Below are 19,126 nucleotides of genomic sequence, written 5' to 3' on the forward strand. Positions count from 1 at the left end.
GTTTAAAGCCGCTCAACCTTTGCTAATATCGTGGTTACAGTGCCGTTATCATCACATTGTCAAGACGAAAAACAGCCCCTTCTCCAGTTCCCCAAGCAGGGAAAATCATTAATACATCTATCTGACTAATATCCAAACCCGCATCAAATAATGTTTGTAGTGGGAATGTGTAGGTTTGCCATTCACCCGTAGTCGGTGCTTTTCCTTCTGTGCTGCCTGTTAAAGGAAGCTCTGCAAAAGTTTCGGCTTTATTTGACTCGATTTTAAACATCCAAACACTTGCCGCATCATTTGGTGGTGTAACAACTTTAACATCAAATTTCACCACACCGTTGGCTAAGATAGCTGATGCATCAACAAAAACGCCATCTTCAGCATCAAGCCCAACAACCGTTGGCTGTGAACCAATAACATATTCAGCCGTTACGCCATGCGCGGTATCATCGTTTTCAAGTGTTGGTGTTGTGCCACCACAACAATCCCACATTGACCAACCTGTAGCAGGTGCATCAGCAAATAAAACATCATTGTTGACAGTTGTTGCTGTTGGGTCATAAATTTTAACGTTATCTAAACGGTAAATAGCACCTTCGCCAGCACCCCATGCAGGGAAAACCATTAAGACATCAATCGCACTGACATCTAAACCAGCATTTGCTAAGTCAGATAAGTTAAAAGTATAGGTTTGCCATTGGTCTAGAGCAGGTGAAACACCTTCAACAGAGTCAGTTAACGGAAGTTCTGCGAAGGTCGCATTATTGTCTGCTTCAACTTTAAACATCCAAGCCGCATCACCAGGCATAGCCGTTACTTTCATTTCAAATTGAATTACACCGTTAGAAAGAATCGCAGAGGCATCAAATGGCGCAGGTGAATCTGTGTTATCAGCTCTTGAAATAAAGCCCATTACAGTTGGCTGACCACCGATAGAAAATTCAGCTACGTTACCGTGAGCATCATCGTCTAACTCAACAGTAGGCATAGAACCGCCACAACAATCCCACATTGGCCAGCTTGGATTTTCGTCATCGGTAAAGACCACTAATTCAGGCGCTCCACCAACGTCACCTTCAATCGCGATATTAGTAATTAAGTATTCAGCACCTTCGCCTGTTTGCCAAGCTGGGAATATCATCACAACATCAATTGCACTAAGATCTAGACCTGCGTCTTGTAAGACTGATAATGGGAATGTATAAGTTTGCCATTGACCAACAACAGGATCTGCACCTTCATTACTGGTGTTAAGCGCAACATCGCCAGTATTAGGTCCGCCGTCACCGGCTTCGACTTTTAATAACCAAGTAGTCGCAGAAGATGGCGGGGTAACCACTTTCATTTCAAATGACAAAGTACCATTTAAATCAACTAATGGTGATGCATCAAAAGGGCTAGACTCACCAGAAAAATCATCGCCAAAATGTCCGCCTCGCGTTGAAAAACCTAATACGGTGCCATTGTTATCATTAATATTAAATTGAACAGCATCGCCTTTATCGGCATCAGCGATAATTGCAGGAGAAGTACCACCACAGCAATCCCAAGCAATCCAGTTAGCATTTAAAGTACCGTTAAAAATATCTAGGTTTTTAGCAACACCATCACTTGGAGGCAATGGAACTGGCGCTTTACCTTCAATTAGACCATCTTCTAAACTATCGTAACCAGGTCTTACTGTTTCACAGCCTTTACCGGTATCAATATTTTGCTGACATTGGTAAACACGTACATAGTCAATTTCAAATTTGTTATCTGCACCAAAAGCTGTTGCATCAACACCTAAGTTATTAACATTTTCAGGCCAAGTGCCACCAACAGCAAAGTTAAGTACTAAATAAAATTCTTTGTCGTAAGGAGCCTTGCTCCAATAGGTTTTTAATTCACCCGATAATTGGTCGTAGTATTCAGTAAACCAACCTCGATGTGCTAAGCCTACTGCTTCATCTTTAGAGTTGTAGCGAATTTTGGATTGTCGCTGTGTTGCATATAAATGGTCATCCATGTACCAACGAATTTCACCTTCTTGCCACTCAATGGCGTAAGTGTGGAAATCATCAGCTGGGTTAGCGCCACTTGCTAGGCTATAAGCTTGTCCTGATTGAGAATTGTTAGGCCAGCTCTTACCATAATGAAGTGTTCCGTAAACATGGTTTTCTGCGGTACCGTCTTCTCTCGCGACACCTAAGTTAACTGATTCAAAGATATCAATTTCACCCGAACGTGGCCATTCGCCATATTCTTCATCGGTAGGCATCATCCAAAATGCGGGCCAGCTTCCTTGTCCTGAAGGCGCTTTAGCACGCATTTCCATACGTCCATATTTAAAATCGGCTTTGTAACGCGTCATCATGCGTGCCGATGTGTAAGGTAAAGCGGCGCCCTCGGCTGCGGGTAAGGCTACAATGTTTAATATACCATCTTGTATATATGAGTTTTCAGCGCTGTCGGTGTAACATTGTTTCTCTTGGTTACCACCACCGTCACAGTTAACTTCATGCGTCCAGTTTTGACTGTTTATTGTGCTTGCATCAAACTCATCATTCCACACCATTTTCCAATCAGAGACAGGTTGTTGTGGATCAATAATATCTGGTTTAGTTTCGGTGGCTGCACCACCACAGCCAGCAAGTCCTAACGTAACCGTTAGCCCTATTAACGCGGCCAAGCCTTGTGTTTTAAATTTAACACTGCTTTTAGTTTTCATGTCTTCTCCCCTAGAGATATCCAAATCAAATATTTATAATCATTTTTATAATGTCTATACGCTGCTTTTATCTACAAAGCTCACGTGAATACAAATACAATCGTAAACAAAATACTGTTATTAACTAAATATCTTTTAGCACAACGATTTACTAATTAGCATTTAAATACGGTCAGATGGGATAGTGCAAAGTTGAAATGGACAAAACAGGGTCAAACGACTTTTTTTGATGACCTTTTTGGCTTTTATAATTACCGCTTTACTTGGGTTTTGTATTAAGAGGCTAATACAACTTTAAAGCAAGGTGAGTCATCATCTATATAATATGATAAAGACTAAGCTCAGTGCTCTCTTTACCCATTAGCTTTTAAGAATGAACACCAAAAGACACCCAATTGATAAGTGTTAAACCTTAGCCTCTTGCCATCACACTAATAAATACTCCGCATTATTTCAAGGGTTGATTGCCCGATAAAATCGCCCGTCACGTGTAAAACACCGCTAACAATTAGCGGATAAAAGCTATTATTTATCTCCCTACCACTAACAATCTCGTACATTTTAAACTCAAAGCGTTCAACAAAAGTACGATTTCAGTACAAATTTAATAAAAACCCACTTGACCATGAAATTAGGGACGACTCACCGTTTCCTGATTGTTTGTATCACTTTTTACTGTAGTTTATTTTTGGCTTTTCTACGATTAATCTCAGTTAAATTTAACTAGAAATGCATCATAAAATAATAAAAGAAGAACAAGTTTGGCTATTTAATTAGCCAAGTGAGTACCTTCAACTAAGCAGCACGGCTGCTATATACAAACCTAAGTATAACGACACAAGCTTGGTTTTATATTGCCAATACTGCAAATAATCAAATGACAATTGAACAGTTTATAGGGGATCTAAATGACTAATATAAAAAATAAAAAAAGCTTCAACAAAAACATAATCGTCCTAAGCCTAGGTTTAGCTTTATCTGCATGTGGGGGAAGTTCAAGCGATGATAAAGTTGCTGACGTTATAGAAGTTAACTCCGCACCAACTATTAGCAGCACAGCGGTCACAACAATTGAATCAGGTTCCACTTATAGCTACTCACTAGTCGCTGCCGATGCCGATGGTGACACTTTAACAATGTCAGCCACAAATTTACCCGCTTGGTTAACGTTTGATAGTGCAACCGGAAGCTTAACGGGTACGCCAGCGGATAGTGATGCCGGAGATACGGCAATTACTTTAACCGTAAGTGATGGAACTGATGAAATCACTCAATCCTTTACTGTTTCAGTCACTGTTCAAGCACAAGCTAACAATGCTGCTGTTATTACAAGTACTGGCGTTACAAGTGCTACTGTTGGTGAGTCATACTCCTACACACTTATGGCAACCGATGCTGACAGCGATACATTGACAATGTCAACAACTGTCCCAGGCGCGCTTTCTTGGTTAACGTTTGATGACAGTACAGGCATATTGTCAGGCACACCGGCATCGGGTGATGTTGCTGCTACAGAAATCACCTTAACAGTGAATGATGGCACTGTAGATACAATGCAAACATTTACCATTACCGTTGCTGACGCTGCAGTTGAAAACACCCGTAATATGATTGCTTTTGAAGGTGCTGCAGAGACCTATGCTTTCAATAATTTTGATGGCGGCATGTCAACTGTGATGGCTAATCCACAAGCAATGGGCATAAATACCAGCAACCAAGTCGTAGAAATGCAAAAATTGGCTGGACAACCTTGGGGAGGCAGTACACTAACCTTGCCTACAGCATTAACCTTGGCTGCGGAAGATAACACCTTCACAATGAAAGTTTGGTCGGCGCGTGCAGTACCTGTGTTATTTAAACTTGAAGGCATTAATAAAGAAATATCAATGGATCATGCAGGCACTGGCTGGGAAAATCTTAGTTACGATTTTGCAGATGATGTAACCGGCGCCTTAGACAGCGTTACGGTAATATTTGATTTAGGCACTATGGGCGACGCAGAAGGAAACGCGGCAGATTGGACCTTTTATTATGACGAAATAACAACACCTGCAACCGCTGAAGAAGAAGTCGTAGTTGGTGGCTCTACAAGTACCACTGATTTTGAAGCTGATCCACAAAGCTACACCTTTAATGATTTTGATGGAGGTGCAGCCGTTGTGCTAGCCAACCCAGATGCAACGGGTATTAATACCAGCGCTCAAGTGGGTCAAATGACAAAATCTGCGGGCCAAACTTGGGGTGGTTCAACAATGACATTGGCTACACCAGCGGCAATTCCAGCTAATAGCATGATTACCATGAAAGTTTGGGCTTCGCGTGCTGTACCCGTTTTAGTTAAATTTGACGATATGGATGCAGAAAGAACAGCAAACCATACTGGTTCAGGATGGGAAGAGTTGAACTTTGATTTTACTGGCGCGACCAGTACAAGTGAAACCAGACTTACCCTAATTTTTGATAATGGCGTGATGGGCGATGCCGCGAGCGATGCCGCTAACTGGACTTTCTACTTTGATGATTTTACCACCCCTGCTGCTGAAGAAGTCTCTGCAGGTAACTTTGTTGCCGTTGGAACTCCATATGACTTTGAAGCCACAGGTTTAGGCAGTGATTTTGTTTGGGCGGTATTTGAAAATGATGATAACCCTGCACTCGAATTTGTTGCTAACCCGGCTTCATCAACAGTGAATGACTCAACAACAGTTGCTATGTTTACCGCTAGAATGGCAGGTCAGCCATGGGCTGGTACTGAAACAACGGCGGCCAATACCACACCATTTACGATGGACGCAACCAATAGCATTGTTAAAATAATGGTTTATAAGTCTGTTATCAGTGATGTGGCATTAAAGTTCTCTGTAGGCGCTGCGGCACAAGCAGAAATCAAGGTACCTAATACTAAAATCAATGAATGGGAAGAGCTTACTTTTGACTTTTCTAGCCGTATTGGTATGGCTGAAACCATTAATATTGACTCGGTAATAGTTTTCCCTGAATTTACTGACGGCAGAGCTGCCGATACCGTAAGCTATTTTGATAATATTACTTTCGGTCATAATGAATAGTGTTGATAAAAAAATAAAACTTAGCTTGTGTTTTAATTAGCTAAGTTTTACATTAATTGTTAGTAAAATAAAAAGGGTTCTGGTTTACATTGCTAAGCCCTTTTATCTCGTTTTAATAGACTTATTTGAATAAGCGGAGAGGTTTTATGAAAATATCAAAAATGTTACTCAAGAGTGAACTCGTGTTGAATATAGGATTTGGCTTAACCGTATTGTTAATTGGCAAAATAACCCTATATTTTATCGCCTAAGAAAAGCACTAAAGGTCGTACATAATGGACAAAGCCTTTAGTAACTTTTAAATAACTCCTTTTAATCTCCGCAAAAAAAATAGAATCTAGCGATGTAAAAATCTTTCAGCGATGATGACTCTTCCCAAAATAAACAGTAAACCCAATATTTTTACCGTCAGCTAAGATATAAAATTCATTACTTTATTAACAGATAACAGCTTAAATATTATTGACTCGTTTTTATCGCCCAATGAATATTAAGTGAAACTATAGCATTTATCAGCAAGTAGTCAGCGTTAGGCATTTAATGAAAGACTGACTTAATCAGTTCGCATTATCTCATCATTAATTTATTTAGTTTTAATTGAAAGTAAACCATCATCCAACACATCTCGTACTACTTAATAATAACTTCTCGACACTATCTATTAATAATAATTAATGTTGAGGAGAGAATAAAGTTATTCGAATAAGTGGAGAGATTTTATGAAAACACTAAAAATGTTACTCAAGAGTGAACTCGTGTTGAATATAGGATTTGGCTTAACCGTATTGTTAATTGGCAAAGTAACCCTATATTTTATCGCCTAAACAAAGCACTAAAGGTCGTACATAATGGACAAAACCTTTAGTAACTTTTAATTAAACAGTTTAAACAGCCTATCTCTATTATTGTTTTATCTGATAACCACTTTTAAATATCCAAGTAACCGCTAATAAGCAAAAAGCTAAAAAGCCACTCATCACAAAAAAGCTTGTTAGTAAACTTACGTCAGCCACTTCATAAAAACTCCATCGAAAGCCACTAATCAAATAAAAAACTGGGTTAAATTGCGTTACTGTTTGCCAAAACGGCGGCAGCATACTGACAGAATAAAAAGTGCCCCCTAAGAAAACCAAAGGCGTAATAACAATAAGTGGGATCACTTGTAGTTTCTCAAAATTATCTGCCCAGATGCCAATAATAAAACCAAACAAACTAAAGGTTATAGCGGTCATCACTAAAAAGAACAACATCCAAAATGGATGGGCTATTTCCAGAGGCACAAAGAAATGTGCTGTTGCGAGAATAATCAATGCTAGCAAAATAGATTTTGTCGCTGCCGCACCGACATAACCGAGCAGCACCTCAAAGGAAGATACCGGAGCAGAAAGTAGTTCATAAATAGTGCCGGTAAATTTAGGAAAATAAATACCAAATGAGGCGTTGGAAATACTTTGTGTTAATAACGAGAGCATAATTAACCCAGGAACAATAAAAGCACCGTAGCTCACGCCATCTATTTCAGTAATTCGAGAGCCAATGGCAGAACCAAAAACAACAAAATAAAGTGACGTCGAAATCACTGGAGAAATAATACTTTGAAAAATAGTACGTTTAGTCCTGGCCATTTCAAACTTGTAAATAGCCGCAACAGCATAACGATTCATGTTTTTTCCCTTACTAATGAAACAAATATATCTTCTAACGAACTTTGATCTGTTTTGATATCTTTAAAAGCAATACCCGCTAATGACAATTGCTGAAGTAAAGCAGATATTCCTGTGTGTTCATTGGTGGTGTCGTAACTATAAATTAATTGCATCCCTTCATTTTGTAGCTGTAAATTAAAATCAGTCAATTGCGCAGGCATTTCAATTAACGGTTCTTTTAAATCGAGGATCAATTGCTTTTTACCCAATTGATTCATTAACGCTATTTTATCTTCAACTAAAATGAGCTGGCCGTTTTTGATCACACCAATACGGTCTGCTATTTCCTCAGCCTCTTCAATATAGTGTGTCGTTAAAATAATGGTGACACCGTCGTTGCGTAATTCTCTAACCAGTTGCCACATATCTTTGCGCAGCTCTACATCGACACCTGCGGTTGGTTCATCTAAAAACAAAATAGCAGGTTCATGAGAGAGCGCTTTAGCTATCATCACTCGTCGTTTCATACCACCGGATAACTCAATCATCTTGTTATCTTTTTTATCCCAAAGTGATAATGATTTTAGCGTTTTTTCTATAAAAGCTGGATTCGGTTTTTTGCCGAATAAACCTCGACTAAATGAAACTGTTGTCCATACTGTTTCAAAGGCGTCAGTGGTTAACTCTTGTGGTACTAAGCCAATAAGACTTCGGGTATGTCGGTAACCGGTGACGATATCTTTGCCATCAACGGTGATTTGCCCAGACGTGGCATCAACTATGCCGCAAATAGCACTGATCAGTGTAGTTTTACCTGCGCCGTTTGGTCCTAGCAAGGCAAAGATTTCAGCAGGTTTTATTGATAAGTTAATATTATTAAGTGCTTGAAAACCACCCGCATATACTTTGTTAACATCTGTGATTTTAATAATGGGTTGCAAGGTTATTTCTCATCAGTATTTGAATACTACTAAGGTATACGACATACCCTATTGATGGCTAGGAAAATCAATAAATTAGTTGCCCCGTTTTTGTATTAGCTGTATTCAGGTCTTGTTTGGCATAGCTAATATCGAACGCTTGGTTAGGTGTTACGCTAAAACGGGTTAAATAAAGTGAAATTTATATGAATAAATGTCGCTTGTTAACGTTTATATTTTTACTACTTTGTCATCATTGATTAACGTATCTGTAATCTTTATTTTATGCACTATACTGGTATAGAACAAAAAACAAGCAACTGACTTAGTTTCTTGATCATCGCAACAAAAGGATTTCACCCATGATAAAGTTTCCGCTATTGATTACAATAATTTGCACAGGACTATTACTCTTTGCCTGTTCTAAACCCGTCGAAGAAGTAGCTAAACAAGCCGTTATCGAAGAAAAAAAACCTGTCTTTGAGACCTATAGCGCAGAAGAGTTCTTTAAAACAACCTCAGTCTCTGGCTCATCAATTAATGCTGATGCCAGTGCGGTTTTGATCAGTAATGATAAAACAGGTATTTTTAATGCCTACAAAATGCCACTTGATGGCTCAGCCCCAATACAGTTAACTCAGTCAACAGTTGACTCTGTTTTTGCAGTAAGTTGGTTCCCTAAAGACGACAGAATTCTTTATACCGCAGACAAGGGCGGTGACGAATTAGATCATTTATATGTAAGAGAATTATCAGGCAGCATAAAAGACCTTACCCCAGGTAAAGACTTAAAAGCTTATTTTGTTGGTTGGCATGAAGATAATAAACAGTTTTTTGTTGCCTCTAATGAAAGGGACCCTAAGTTTTTTGATGTATACCGTTATCAAAATGATGATTATTCAAGGGAGCTTATTTATCAAAATGCTGCCGGCTATTCAGTCGAAACTATCAGCCCAAATGGTCAGTATATTGCTTTGAGTAAAACGAATAGCAATGCAGACTCCAACTTATATTTAGCCGACTTAAATAAAGCAGACGAGTTAACTGCACTTATAACTGAGCATCAAGGTGATGTTGAACACAGTGCCTACACTTTTACTCGTGATAGTAAGCGGCTGATATATTCAACAGACGAATTTGGCGAATATAAACAGGCTTGGGCTTATGATATAAAAGCAAAAACACAAGCACTAAACTACGCTGCAGATTGGGACGTTAGTTTCACTTACTTCTCTAAAGATGGCCGTTATAAAGTCACTGGTGTTAATGCCGATGCGCAAACTAAAATAGAAATTATCGACCTGAAAATAAAACAACCGTTAACACTTCCTAAATTGCCCAGTGGCGATTTACGTGGCGTAAACTTTTCAGCTGATGCCAGTTTAGTTATTTTTTATATCAATTCAGATACGTCGCCTTCTAACCTCTATGTTCATCAATTAGGATCAAAGCGTATTAAGCGCTTAACTAACACAGGTAATCCTAATATTATTGAAGAGAACTTAGTTGTTGGCGAAATTGTCCGCTTTAAAAGTTTTGATGGTTTAGAAATTCCTGGGATTTTATATAAACCCAAACAAGCCGCTACACAAAAAGTCCCCGCTTTAGTATGGATACATGGAGGCCCAGGAGGTCAAAGTCGTAAGGGTTATTCCGCTACCATTCAGCATTTGGTCAATAACGGCTACGCTATTTTTAGAATAAATAACCGTGGTTCAAGTGGCTATGGTAAAACCTTCTTTCATTTAGATGATAAGAAGCACGGTGACCATGATTTAAAAGATGTTGTCTATAATAAATATTATTTACAGACTTTAGATTGGGTCGACAAAGATAGAATAGGGGTTATTGGCGGAAGTTACGGTGGCTATTTAACCATGGCCGCAATGGCATTTACCGATGAATTTACTGTCGGTGTCAATATCTTTGGTGTCACTAATTGGGTCAGAACGCTAGAAAGTATTCCACCCTACTGGGAGGCATTTAGACAGTCTCTTTATGATGAGTTAGGAGATCCCAGTACAGATAGAGAACGTTTACGCAGTATTTCTCCAGTATTCTTCGGTGATAAAGTCAAAAGTCCGGTACTTGTTGTACAAGGTAAAAATGACCCTAGAGTATTAAAAATTGAAAGTGATGAAATGGTTGAGTCTATTCGAAGCGGTGGGACTTTCGTTGACTATTTGGTCTTTGACGATGAAGGTCACGGCTTTAGTAAAAAAGCTAATCGCATTGAAGCATCTAATAAGTACTTAAGCTTTTTAAAAACCTACTTATAGTCTGTTAACCTAAAACTCGTATGTAAAGGTAAAGTCTGTTGTAGACTTTACCTTTTTTATAAGATGTTATTGCTAAAAAAAGCTAATACAGCCTTAGCCGTATTAGCGATATAGTTTAAAAATAAACAAGTTTACTTTAAATCAAACCGGCCTAGTTGCATCACTTTAATCCAGGTTTTGAATGAGATGTTATTGCTAAAAAAAGCTAATACAGCCTTAGCCGTATTAGCGATATAGTTTAAAAATAAACAAGCTTACTTTAAATCAAAGCGGTCTAATTGCATCACTTTAACCCAGGCTTTAATAAAGTCATTAATAAACTTTTTGTCAGCATCATCTGAGGCATACACTTCGGCAATGGCTCTTAATTCAGAGCTCGAGCCAAAGATAAGATCAACCGGTGTCGCTTGCCACTTTACCTTGCCTGAAGCGCGGTCAGCACCGATATAAATTCCAGCTGTAGATTCATCTTTAGTCCACACGGTAGACATATCTAATAAATTTACAAAGAAATCATTCGTTAAGACACCAGGAGTATTTGTGAACACCCCAAAAGATGAACCATCATAGTTTGCATCAAGTGCTCGCATACCGCCAACCAACACCGTCATTTCAGGGACATTTAAACCAAGAGAATTGGCTTTATCCACTAACATCTCTGTTGGCGATAGGTAACTTTCATCCGTATAAAAATTACGAAAGCCATCCGCTTTTGGTGCTAAATAATTAAATGATTTAACATCAGTTTGTGCTTGTGTTGCATCAGCACGGCCAGGCATAAAGGGGACAGCTACTGTTGTGTCTGCTTTTTTGGCTGCACTTTCAATAGCTGCTGCGCCACCTAATACGATTAAGTCTGCTAGTGATACTTGCCTTTTAGCTGATTGCTTATTGTATTTAGCTTGAATAACTTCAAGTGTTGTTAATACTTTATTAAGTTCGGCTGGATTATTAACCGTCCAACTATTTTGTGGCTCTAGTTTAATGCGAGCACCATTAGCACCGCCGCGCATATCGGTGACACGATGACTCGACGCTGAAGCCCAAGCCGTTCTCACTAACTCAGCAGTGGTTAAATCTGACTGTGTAATTTGCTTTTTCAGCTCAACAATATCTTGCTTGGTAATCAGTTGATAGTTGACCGCAGGAATAGGGTCTTGCCATGTTAGCACTTCACTCGGCACTTCACTGCCCACGTATCTTGCACGAGGTCCCATATCACGATGTGTTAATTTAAACCAAGCTCGAGCAAAAGCTTTTTCAAATGCTTCAGGCTCTGCTCTAAAACGTTCAACAATTTTACGAAACTCAGGGTCTTCTTTTAGAGCAAGATCTGTAGTAAACATAATGGGTGCATTACGTTTATTAGGGATATGGGCATCCGGTACTAAGTTAACCGCAGCTTTGTTTTCAGGTGTCCACTGTTTAGCTCCAGCAGGGCTTTTCGTTAGAACCCAATTGAAGTTCATTAGGTTGTCTAAGTAATTCGTTGACCATTGTGTTGGTGTCGTTGTCCAAGCACCTTCTAAGCCACTGGTTATCGTATCTGCGCCAACACCGCTGTCACATTTATTTTTCCAGCCTAAACCCTGTGCTTCAATATCAGCGGCTGCGGGCTCTGCACCAACACAATCACTGGGTTTTTTCGCTCCATGTGCCTTACCAAAAGTATGACCACCAGCGCTTAAAGCAACAATTTCTTCATCATTCATCGCCATACGACCAAATGACATTCTGATGTCTTGAGCAGCTAAGAGAGGATCAGGTTTACCATGGGGCCCTTCTGGATTAACATAAATCAAGCCCATTTCTACTGCAGCAAGAGGACCTTTCAATTTACCCTTTTTATCGCGACGTTTATCAGTAAGCATGGTCGTTTCAGATCCCCAATAAACTAAATCAGGTTCCCAATCATCCGTTCTGCCACCAGCAAAACCAAAGGTTTTAAAACCCATCGATTCTAGCGCTACATTGCCCGAAAGCACCATCAAATCAGCCCAAGAAATTTTACGACCATATTTTTGTTTAACCGGCCATAATAATCGACGCGCTTTATCTAAGTTAGCATTATCAGGCCAACTATTAAGGGGTTCAAAACGTTGTTGCCCACCCGACGAACCGCCGCGCCCGTCATGTACTCTATACACACCAGCACTGTGCCAAGCCATGCGGATCATTAATGGGCCGTAATGCCCCCAATCTGCAGGCCACCAAGATTTTGAGTCAGTCAGTGTGGTTTGAATATCTTTTTTAAGTTGGGTTAAATCAAGACTGGCAAATTCTTCAGCATAATTGAATTGTTCGCCGTATGGATTAGATTCAGCGCTATGCTGGCGTAAGGGGCTAAGATTTAACATATCTGGCCACCAAAACTGATTGGTTTTTGCTTCATTGGCCGCGAATGCAGTTGTAGGTATTACCATTGCAGATAACGCAACAGAGATTGCCGCAGCAATCGGAAGGGTTTTATTAAACATGTCCAGTCCTTTTTTATAATAATGGGTTTATAATAATGGGTTTATAAAATGTCATCCTTAGCATAAGAACAATAAGGAGAATTGAATAGTTGATTAAATTGAAGATAACGTTCTATTTTACATAATGACTGGTTTAATATTTTCAATTAAAAATTATTGAAGACCTATCACATAGACTTGTTGAAAAGGTACCTGCCAGTGAAATTGATGCCGATATTCTTGCATTACCCTACTCTATTGAGGGATTGATCAGTTTCAATTTTTGGCAAGAAGGCTTTTATTGGGTCTGTCATAAAGATGAGTGTCCAAAAAAAGTTCAGGGAATTATCAGTGAAGCGTTAGAAATTGATAAACTGATGTTGTTAAAAGAAGGTCATTACTTAAAAGATCATGCCATAGCAGCTTGCCGCTTGCAGCCTTCACACAAAAAGCAAGACACTGATGTTGACTCGGCGAGTCCTCATACTTTGATACAAATGGTGGCAGGAAAATTTGGTAAAACGCTTTTGCCACAGATAGCCTTAGAGCCATTGACCTAGAACGAGTCAGAGCTTCGGGCGGTTCATGTAAATGAACCCGGACCACACCATTGTCTTAATCATTAGACTAAACTATGTCCGAACTAATGAATTAACTCTACTTAAAGATATTTTCACCAAACAATTAACTAACAAGTATAGCTAAAGCGAAATGCTGTTTAGTTTCATTAAATTAACGATAATTCGCTTCTGCTAATAACGCCAATATCTTATACTAGGCAGTCATCATTATTGAGACTGAAATGACAAATAGACAACTTTTACCACTGCTGATTTTAATGGTTATTTTTAGCCCCTTAGCCATAGATATATTTTTACCCGCTTTACCCATTATGGCTGAAGAACTTCTTGTTCCCATGAAGGAAATTCAATGGAGCATAACGATATTCATTCTAAGTATGGGCTTTGGTCAACTGATAAGTGGCCCACTCGCTGATAGATATGGTCGTCGCCCCGTTGCGATAGCTGGTATAATTATTTATGGCTTGGCTTCTCTTCTTTGTGCTTATGCAGATAACTTAACGTTTTTTCTCCTTAGTCGTTTAGTACAAGGCTTTGGTGCTTGCGCCATTGTTGTAGCCGCCTTTGCCAGTGTCCGTGATAAATACAACGCAATAGAAAGTGGCGTGATGTACTCTTATTTAAACAGTGCTATATGCTGTATTCCTGCGCTTGCACCATTACTGGGTAATGTTTTAACCGAGTATTTTGGCTGGCGAAGTAACTTTCAATTTATGACAGGATATGCTGTTTTTGCCGGTTTGATTTTGTTTTTTACCCTCAAAGAAACCAGGCCCACATATACCATACCCTCTAAAAATCTTATCAGCTTGGGGCATTTTATTACGGTGGCGAAACACCCTGTCTTTCTTTTTAATGCTTTAGTAGTAATGTTATCAATGGCAATTATTATTGCCTATGTAACGAGTTCACCTGCTTGGTTAATGGTGAGATTGGGGTTAGATCAGCAAAGTTTTGTTTATTGGTTTAGTCTCAATGCTGTCATTAATATTGTCGCTTGTTTTTTGGCTCCTCAGGTTTTAGTTAAATTTGGTGCCCGGGTGACCATAGGTTTTGGTATGGTTTTACTGATTGTAGCCGGATTGTTAATGTTAGCTTTATTAACTTGGCAAACACCTGTCGCTTTTATGTTACCAATAATGATCAGTTCACTTGGTTTTTCATTACTGATGGGAGCTTGTGCAGGACAAGCTCTAGCACCTTTTGGTGAAAAGGCAGGTTCAGCTTCAGCGCTGTTAGGATTTGTACAAATGAGTGGTTCAGCAGTTATTGTATATTTATTACAACTATTGCCACTCAATGAAGCTGAGCAATTGGTGTTATTAATGTTGTCAATAATTCCAGTGTATTTCATCTGGAAGTTGCCTAAAGTAAAAGCCCGTATCATGTTAGATGGTTAGCAATTGGTGGTGATTTTTGATTTATTACCACGATTACCACTAAATTTAGATAATGAAGATATACCTGACTTGAGACTCTGGCACAAGAAAGTGTAATCGCTGACAAGTATTGTATTTTTGGTCAATATCAATATTTCACAGAGTAGATTAATTTTGACTTTGATAAATATAAACTAACCTTTCTTGTTATTTTTAACTACTTGCATAACGAACGCTTAATATTCGGGTAGCCAGCGTTTCAATGCCTCTTGTAGCTTGTTAGGGTTCACAGGTTTAGCAATAAAGTCGTCCATTCCTACGGCTAAGCATTTCTCTCGGTCACCTTGCATTGAATTGGCAGTCATGGCGATTATCGGAATATTGCTATTAAGTACCTTAGATTGAGGAAGACGAATTTTTTTAGTCGCTTCATAGCCATCCATTACCGGCATTTGACAATCCATAAAGACTAAATCAAAAGGTAAGTTTTGTAACGAATTTAGTGCTTCTTCACCGTTAGCCGCTATGTCGACTTGCACACCAAATTTTCTCAACAAACCTTGTGCAACTCTTTGATTGATAGCATTGTCTTCTACAACAAGAACCCTTGCTTTGAACTGCGGAAGTGCACGAGCGCTAAACGCCGTGATCAAAGGTTGCTGTTGGGAATTAACGCCAGCAATGGTCATTAAGGTATTGTAGAGAATCGACTGATCAACAGGTTTGTTTAGATATCCGTTAAAGCCAGCCGCTTTTAATCTTTCGACATCGCCACGTTGCCCTTGTGAGGTCAACATTAATAAACGAGTCGTTGAAAAAATATCGCTATCGGCTTTAATCTTAGTTGCTAGTTGAAGCCCATCCATTTCAGGCATTTGCATATCCAAAATAGCAATATGGTAAGGAGTTCCTTGTATTCTAGCTTGGGTCAGTTTTTCTAATGCCTTATCTCCACTATCTACTAGGGTATGCTCGACTTGCCACTTGGTCAGTAATAAACCTAACAAAGTCCGGTTAGTTAAATTATCATCAACCACCAGTATCTTTTGATTCTGTAAATTGTCATAAATTTTCTTGGGTCGCATGTTATCAGCATTAGCAATATTTATACTAAACCAAAATGTAGAGCCTTCTCCGTCAACACTTTTCAGTCCGATCTCGCCGCCCATCAATTCAACTAATTGTTTACTTATAGATAGCCCCAATCCGGTGCCACCATATTTACGGGTCGTTGAACCATCGGCCTGGCTAAAACGTTCAAATAGCTTGTTTTGATCCGCTAACGTTAGACCAATGCCAGTATCAGATATCTCAAAGAGTAATTTAGTGTGCTGATTAGTCTGCTCTTGTAATTTGCAATGTACTGAAACCTCGCCTTGCTCTGTAAACTTTATCGCATTACCGATAAGATTATTGAGTATTTGACGAATACGCCCAGAGTCTGCAATAAATGACTGAGCGGGTAAAATATTAGCCGGACAAATTAGCTCTAAACCCTTGTTATGCGCTTGAAAAGCGAGACTGGTAGCAAGGTCATGGAGCAATACTTCTAAATCAAATTCAAGTGGTTCAAGCGCTAACATTCCCGCTTCAACTTTTGAATAATCAAGAATATCGTTAATAATACACAGTAATGACTCGGCACTATTTTTTACTGTTTTCGCAAAGTTGTGTTGTTCTGGATTTAGAGCCGTATCAAGTAAGAGGTTAGTCATGCCGATGACGCCATTCATCGGTGTGCGGATTTCATGACTCATGTTAGCTAAAAAAGCGGTTTTTGATTCATTAGCAACATCAGCTTGTTTTTTGGCTTCAGCTAAGCGAATAATCGTCTCTTTTTGATGGCTAATATCAGTACTGATATAAGTATAACCACTGAGTAATTTATTTTTATCGTAAAGTGGTACAATCGTAGTGTCTACCCAATAGCATTGTCCCTCTTTAGCTTTAATACGCACCTCATCATGCCAATATTTCCCCTTAGAAATCGCCGCAAAAATCTTATGCCAATAATTTTTTGATTGGTTATTAGCATTGAGAATACTATGACTTTTACCGATGAGTTCATTACGATTGTAACCAGTAATGGCGCAAAACTTATCATTGGCGTAGCTAATAATACCGTTAATATCGATGACAAGGACCAACGAATGTTCGTCCATCGCTTTTTTTTGTGCAGCCAAATCTTGTTGGGCGGTAATGCGTTTTTCTTCATTGATCACTCGTGCATCAATTTCTATTTTTAGTTTTTTATTCATGCGAAAAAACACTAAAATAATCAAAATGAGCAATGAGGCTATCGGTAATGCCCAGACGAGAATGGTTGATAATTCAGTACCCGATTGAACGTGTACCGATAACCAATTATTTGCAATAGCAGAACGTTTTTTTTCATTCATCGCAGCAAAGGTTTTATTTAAAATAGGAATAAGAGGTTCAAGCCCTTTTCTTACCGCCATCGATATTTCAAGTGTATAAGGGGTAAAGGAGGTAATAATCAGATCATTAATTTTATTTTTGTTTATTTCATAATTAATCGCAGCAATAGAATCAACAAAGGCATCAATTTCACCCAACTGTAATTTTTTAAGTCCGTCTTCAACCGATAAAACATCTACAATTTTAATACTGGGGTGATCTCGACTAATCAATTCATTATAAACATAGCCTTTAATTAGACCTAACTTCCTGCCTTGTAATGACGATAAACTTTCAGCATAGAAAGCGTTTTTCTTGCTAACAATGACGAGAGAAATTTCAAAGTAGGGTTCAGTAAAATTAATATATTCAGCTCTTTCTTTTGTATAAAAAATTGAAGACATGACATCAATATTGCCAAGTTTAAATTCCTCTAGCGCTTCCCCCCAACTCTTACCTACTGTTGGTGTTAAATTTATTTGTAGTTGTTGTTTTGCATGCAACATGTAATCTGCTGATATTCCGCTATGTTCACCCAATTCATCATTAAATTCAAAAGGAGGAAATGCAGAGTCAGTCCCCAAACTAAAAGAATTATTTTCTGACAGCCATTTTTTTTCGTTATCCGTTAAACTAGCAACAGATGATGATTTTTGAAAAAATGGTTTTAAGGTGGGGAGCCACTGTTTTTCTAATTCAATAATGTTATTAACGGGCATGTTTTCAATACCAGCATTAATTTTAGCTAATAATTCAGGTTGACCTTTTGCTATCACCCCAAAGACATTATTAGAAACAATAATCTCTTCAGAAATAGTGAATACTCCACTTAAGCCTTTTTTCGCTATTTGTGCAAAGGCATTAGGTAACTCAGCAACAACAGCCTGAACCTCATTATCTAACAACTTCTCGAGAGCATCATCAAAGTTTTTATACGTTGATTGTTCAAAGCTAGCAAAATTTTCCTTAAGGTAGGACTCTTGAAAGCTAAAATATTGACTGGTTATTTTAATATCACTTAATTCTCTTAGCTTAGATTTTTTGTCAATTGAGCGATTATAAATGATACCGGTTTGTACATTATGGATAGGTAAGGAAAAATCAGCCCACTGTTGTCGTTGCTGATTCTTAAAGAGCCCAACATGTAAGGTATTCTTTTGTTTGAGCAACGCTATACTTTCTTCAAAGGGTAATAGAACAAAGCGAATAGGAATATTGTTAGTTTTAGACCAGAGCTGCCAAAACTCAACATAAAGCCCACTAGGATTACCATTGGGAAGCTTAAAACTAAAGGGCAAGTTATCTTCAGTGCCAACAACAGTAATAACACCTAACGGCTCATTACCCAGCTCTTGTGAAACTGATTGAAAACTATGAATAAATGCAAAAGTTAATAGCAGGTAAAAGGTAATTCTTAATTTCATATTATTAATTTTTATTCTTCATAGTCGTTAGTATAAGTTAAGTATTTTCTTGAATATCTTACCGGGAAATTAATAATTCTCAGTCAATAGCATTACCCGTAATATATCCATAATAGAGTCGTGTGTTGAGAACACATTTCATTAACTGATGATTAGAAAGCTTATCGTTATACAAGCGCATTCTATCAACAAAACTTAGCACTAAGTCGCTTTAAAATCAATCAGCACTAACATCCCTCTCCGTCTAAAAT

Annotated in this window: 9 protein-coding genes; 4 read left to right on the forward strand and 5 right to left on the reverse strand. The window is 38.5% G+C overall.

What is annotated here, in order from left to right:
• Positions 1–34: 34 nt before the first annotated feature.
• Positions 35–2,704, reverse strand: a complete 2,670-nt coding sequence (locus H4J62_RS04700; protein WP_182214912.1) for a glycoside hydrolase family 16 protein — start codon at positions 2,702–2,704, stop codon at positions 35–37.
• Positions 2,705–3,612: 908 nt separating this feature from the next.
• On the opposite strand from H4J62_RS04700, the gene H4J62_RS04705 reads away from it, so the two are divergent.
• Positions 3,613–5,772, forward strand: coding sequence for a putative Ig domain-containing protein (locus H4J62_RS04705; protein WP_182214910.1), 2,160 nt, complete (start codon positions 3,613–3,615; stop codon positions 5,770–5,772).
• A gap of 902 nt (positions 5,773–6,674) precedes the next feature.
• Here the strand turns inward: H4J62_RS04705 and H4J62_RS04710 are convergent.
• Positions 6,675–7,436 (reverse strand): ABC transporter permease, encoded by a 762-nt coding sequence (locus H4J62_RS04710; RefSeq protein ID WP_070374125.1) that lies wholly within the window; start codon positions 7,434–7,436, stop codon positions 6,675–6,677.
• On the reverse strand, positions 7,433–8,359 hold the full coding sequence (locus H4J62_RS04715) for an ABC transporter ATP-binding protein (RefSeq protein WP_182214908.1): 927 nt from the start codon (positions 8,357–8,359) through the stop codon (positions 7,433–7,435). Before H4J62_RS04715 ends, H4J62_RS04710 begins: the two co-directional genes overlap by 4 nt.
• A gap of 341 nt (positions 8,360–8,700) precedes the next feature.
• Here H4J62_RS04715 and H4J62_RS04720 point away from each other — a divergent pair, with 341 nt between their 5' ends.
• Positions 8,701–10,617 carry a S9 family peptidase gene (locus H4J62_RS04720; RefSeq protein ID WP_182214907.1) on the forward strand — a complete coding sequence of 639 codons (1,917 nt, stop codon included), beginning with the start codon at positions 8,701–8,703 and terminating at the stop codon, positions 10,615–10,617.
• A 254-nt stretch (positions 10,618–10,871) separates the two neighbouring features.
• On the opposite strand, the gene katG is transcribed toward H4J62_RS04720, so the two are convergent.
• Entirely contained in the window at positions 10,872–13,094 is a 2,223-nt protein-coding gene (gene katG / locus H4J62_RS04725; protein WP_182214905.1) for a catalase/peroxidase HPI, read from the reverse strand.
• Positions 13,095–13,297: 203 nt separating this feature from the next.
• Here katG and H4J62_RS20325 point away from each other — a divergent pair, with 203 nt between their 5' ends.
• Both H4J62_RS20325 and H4J62_RS04735 read left to right on the forward strand, forming a co-directional pair.
• The gene (locus H4J62_RS20325; RefSeq protein WP_310733978.1) at positions 13,298–13,633 is read left to right on the forward strand and encodes a LysR substrate-binding domain-containing protein; all 336 of its coding nucleotides are present in this window, start codon (positions 13,298–13,300) and stop codon (positions 13,631–13,633) included.
• Between the two features lie 242 nt (positions 13,634–13,875).
• Entirely contained in the window at positions 13,876–15,054 is a 1,179-nt protein-coding gene (locus tag H4J62_RS04735; protein WP_182214903.1) for a multidrug effflux MFS transporter, read from the forward strand.
• A 215-nt stretch (positions 15,055–15,269) separates the two neighbouring features.
• Here the strand turns inward: H4J62_RS04735 and H4J62_RS04740 are convergent, their stop codons facing one another.
• Entirely contained in the window at positions 15,270–18,875 is a 3,606-nt protein-coding gene (locus tag H4J62_RS04740) for a response regulator (protein ID WP_182214901.1), read from the reverse strand.
• Positions 18,876–19,126 lie beyond the last annotated feature (251 nt).

The sequence above is a fragment of the Colwellia sp. BRX8-5 genome, from assembly GCF_014077325.1.
Classification (GTDB): Bacteria; Pseudomonadota; Gammaproteobacteria; order Enterobacterales; family Alteromonadaceae; genus Colwellia_A.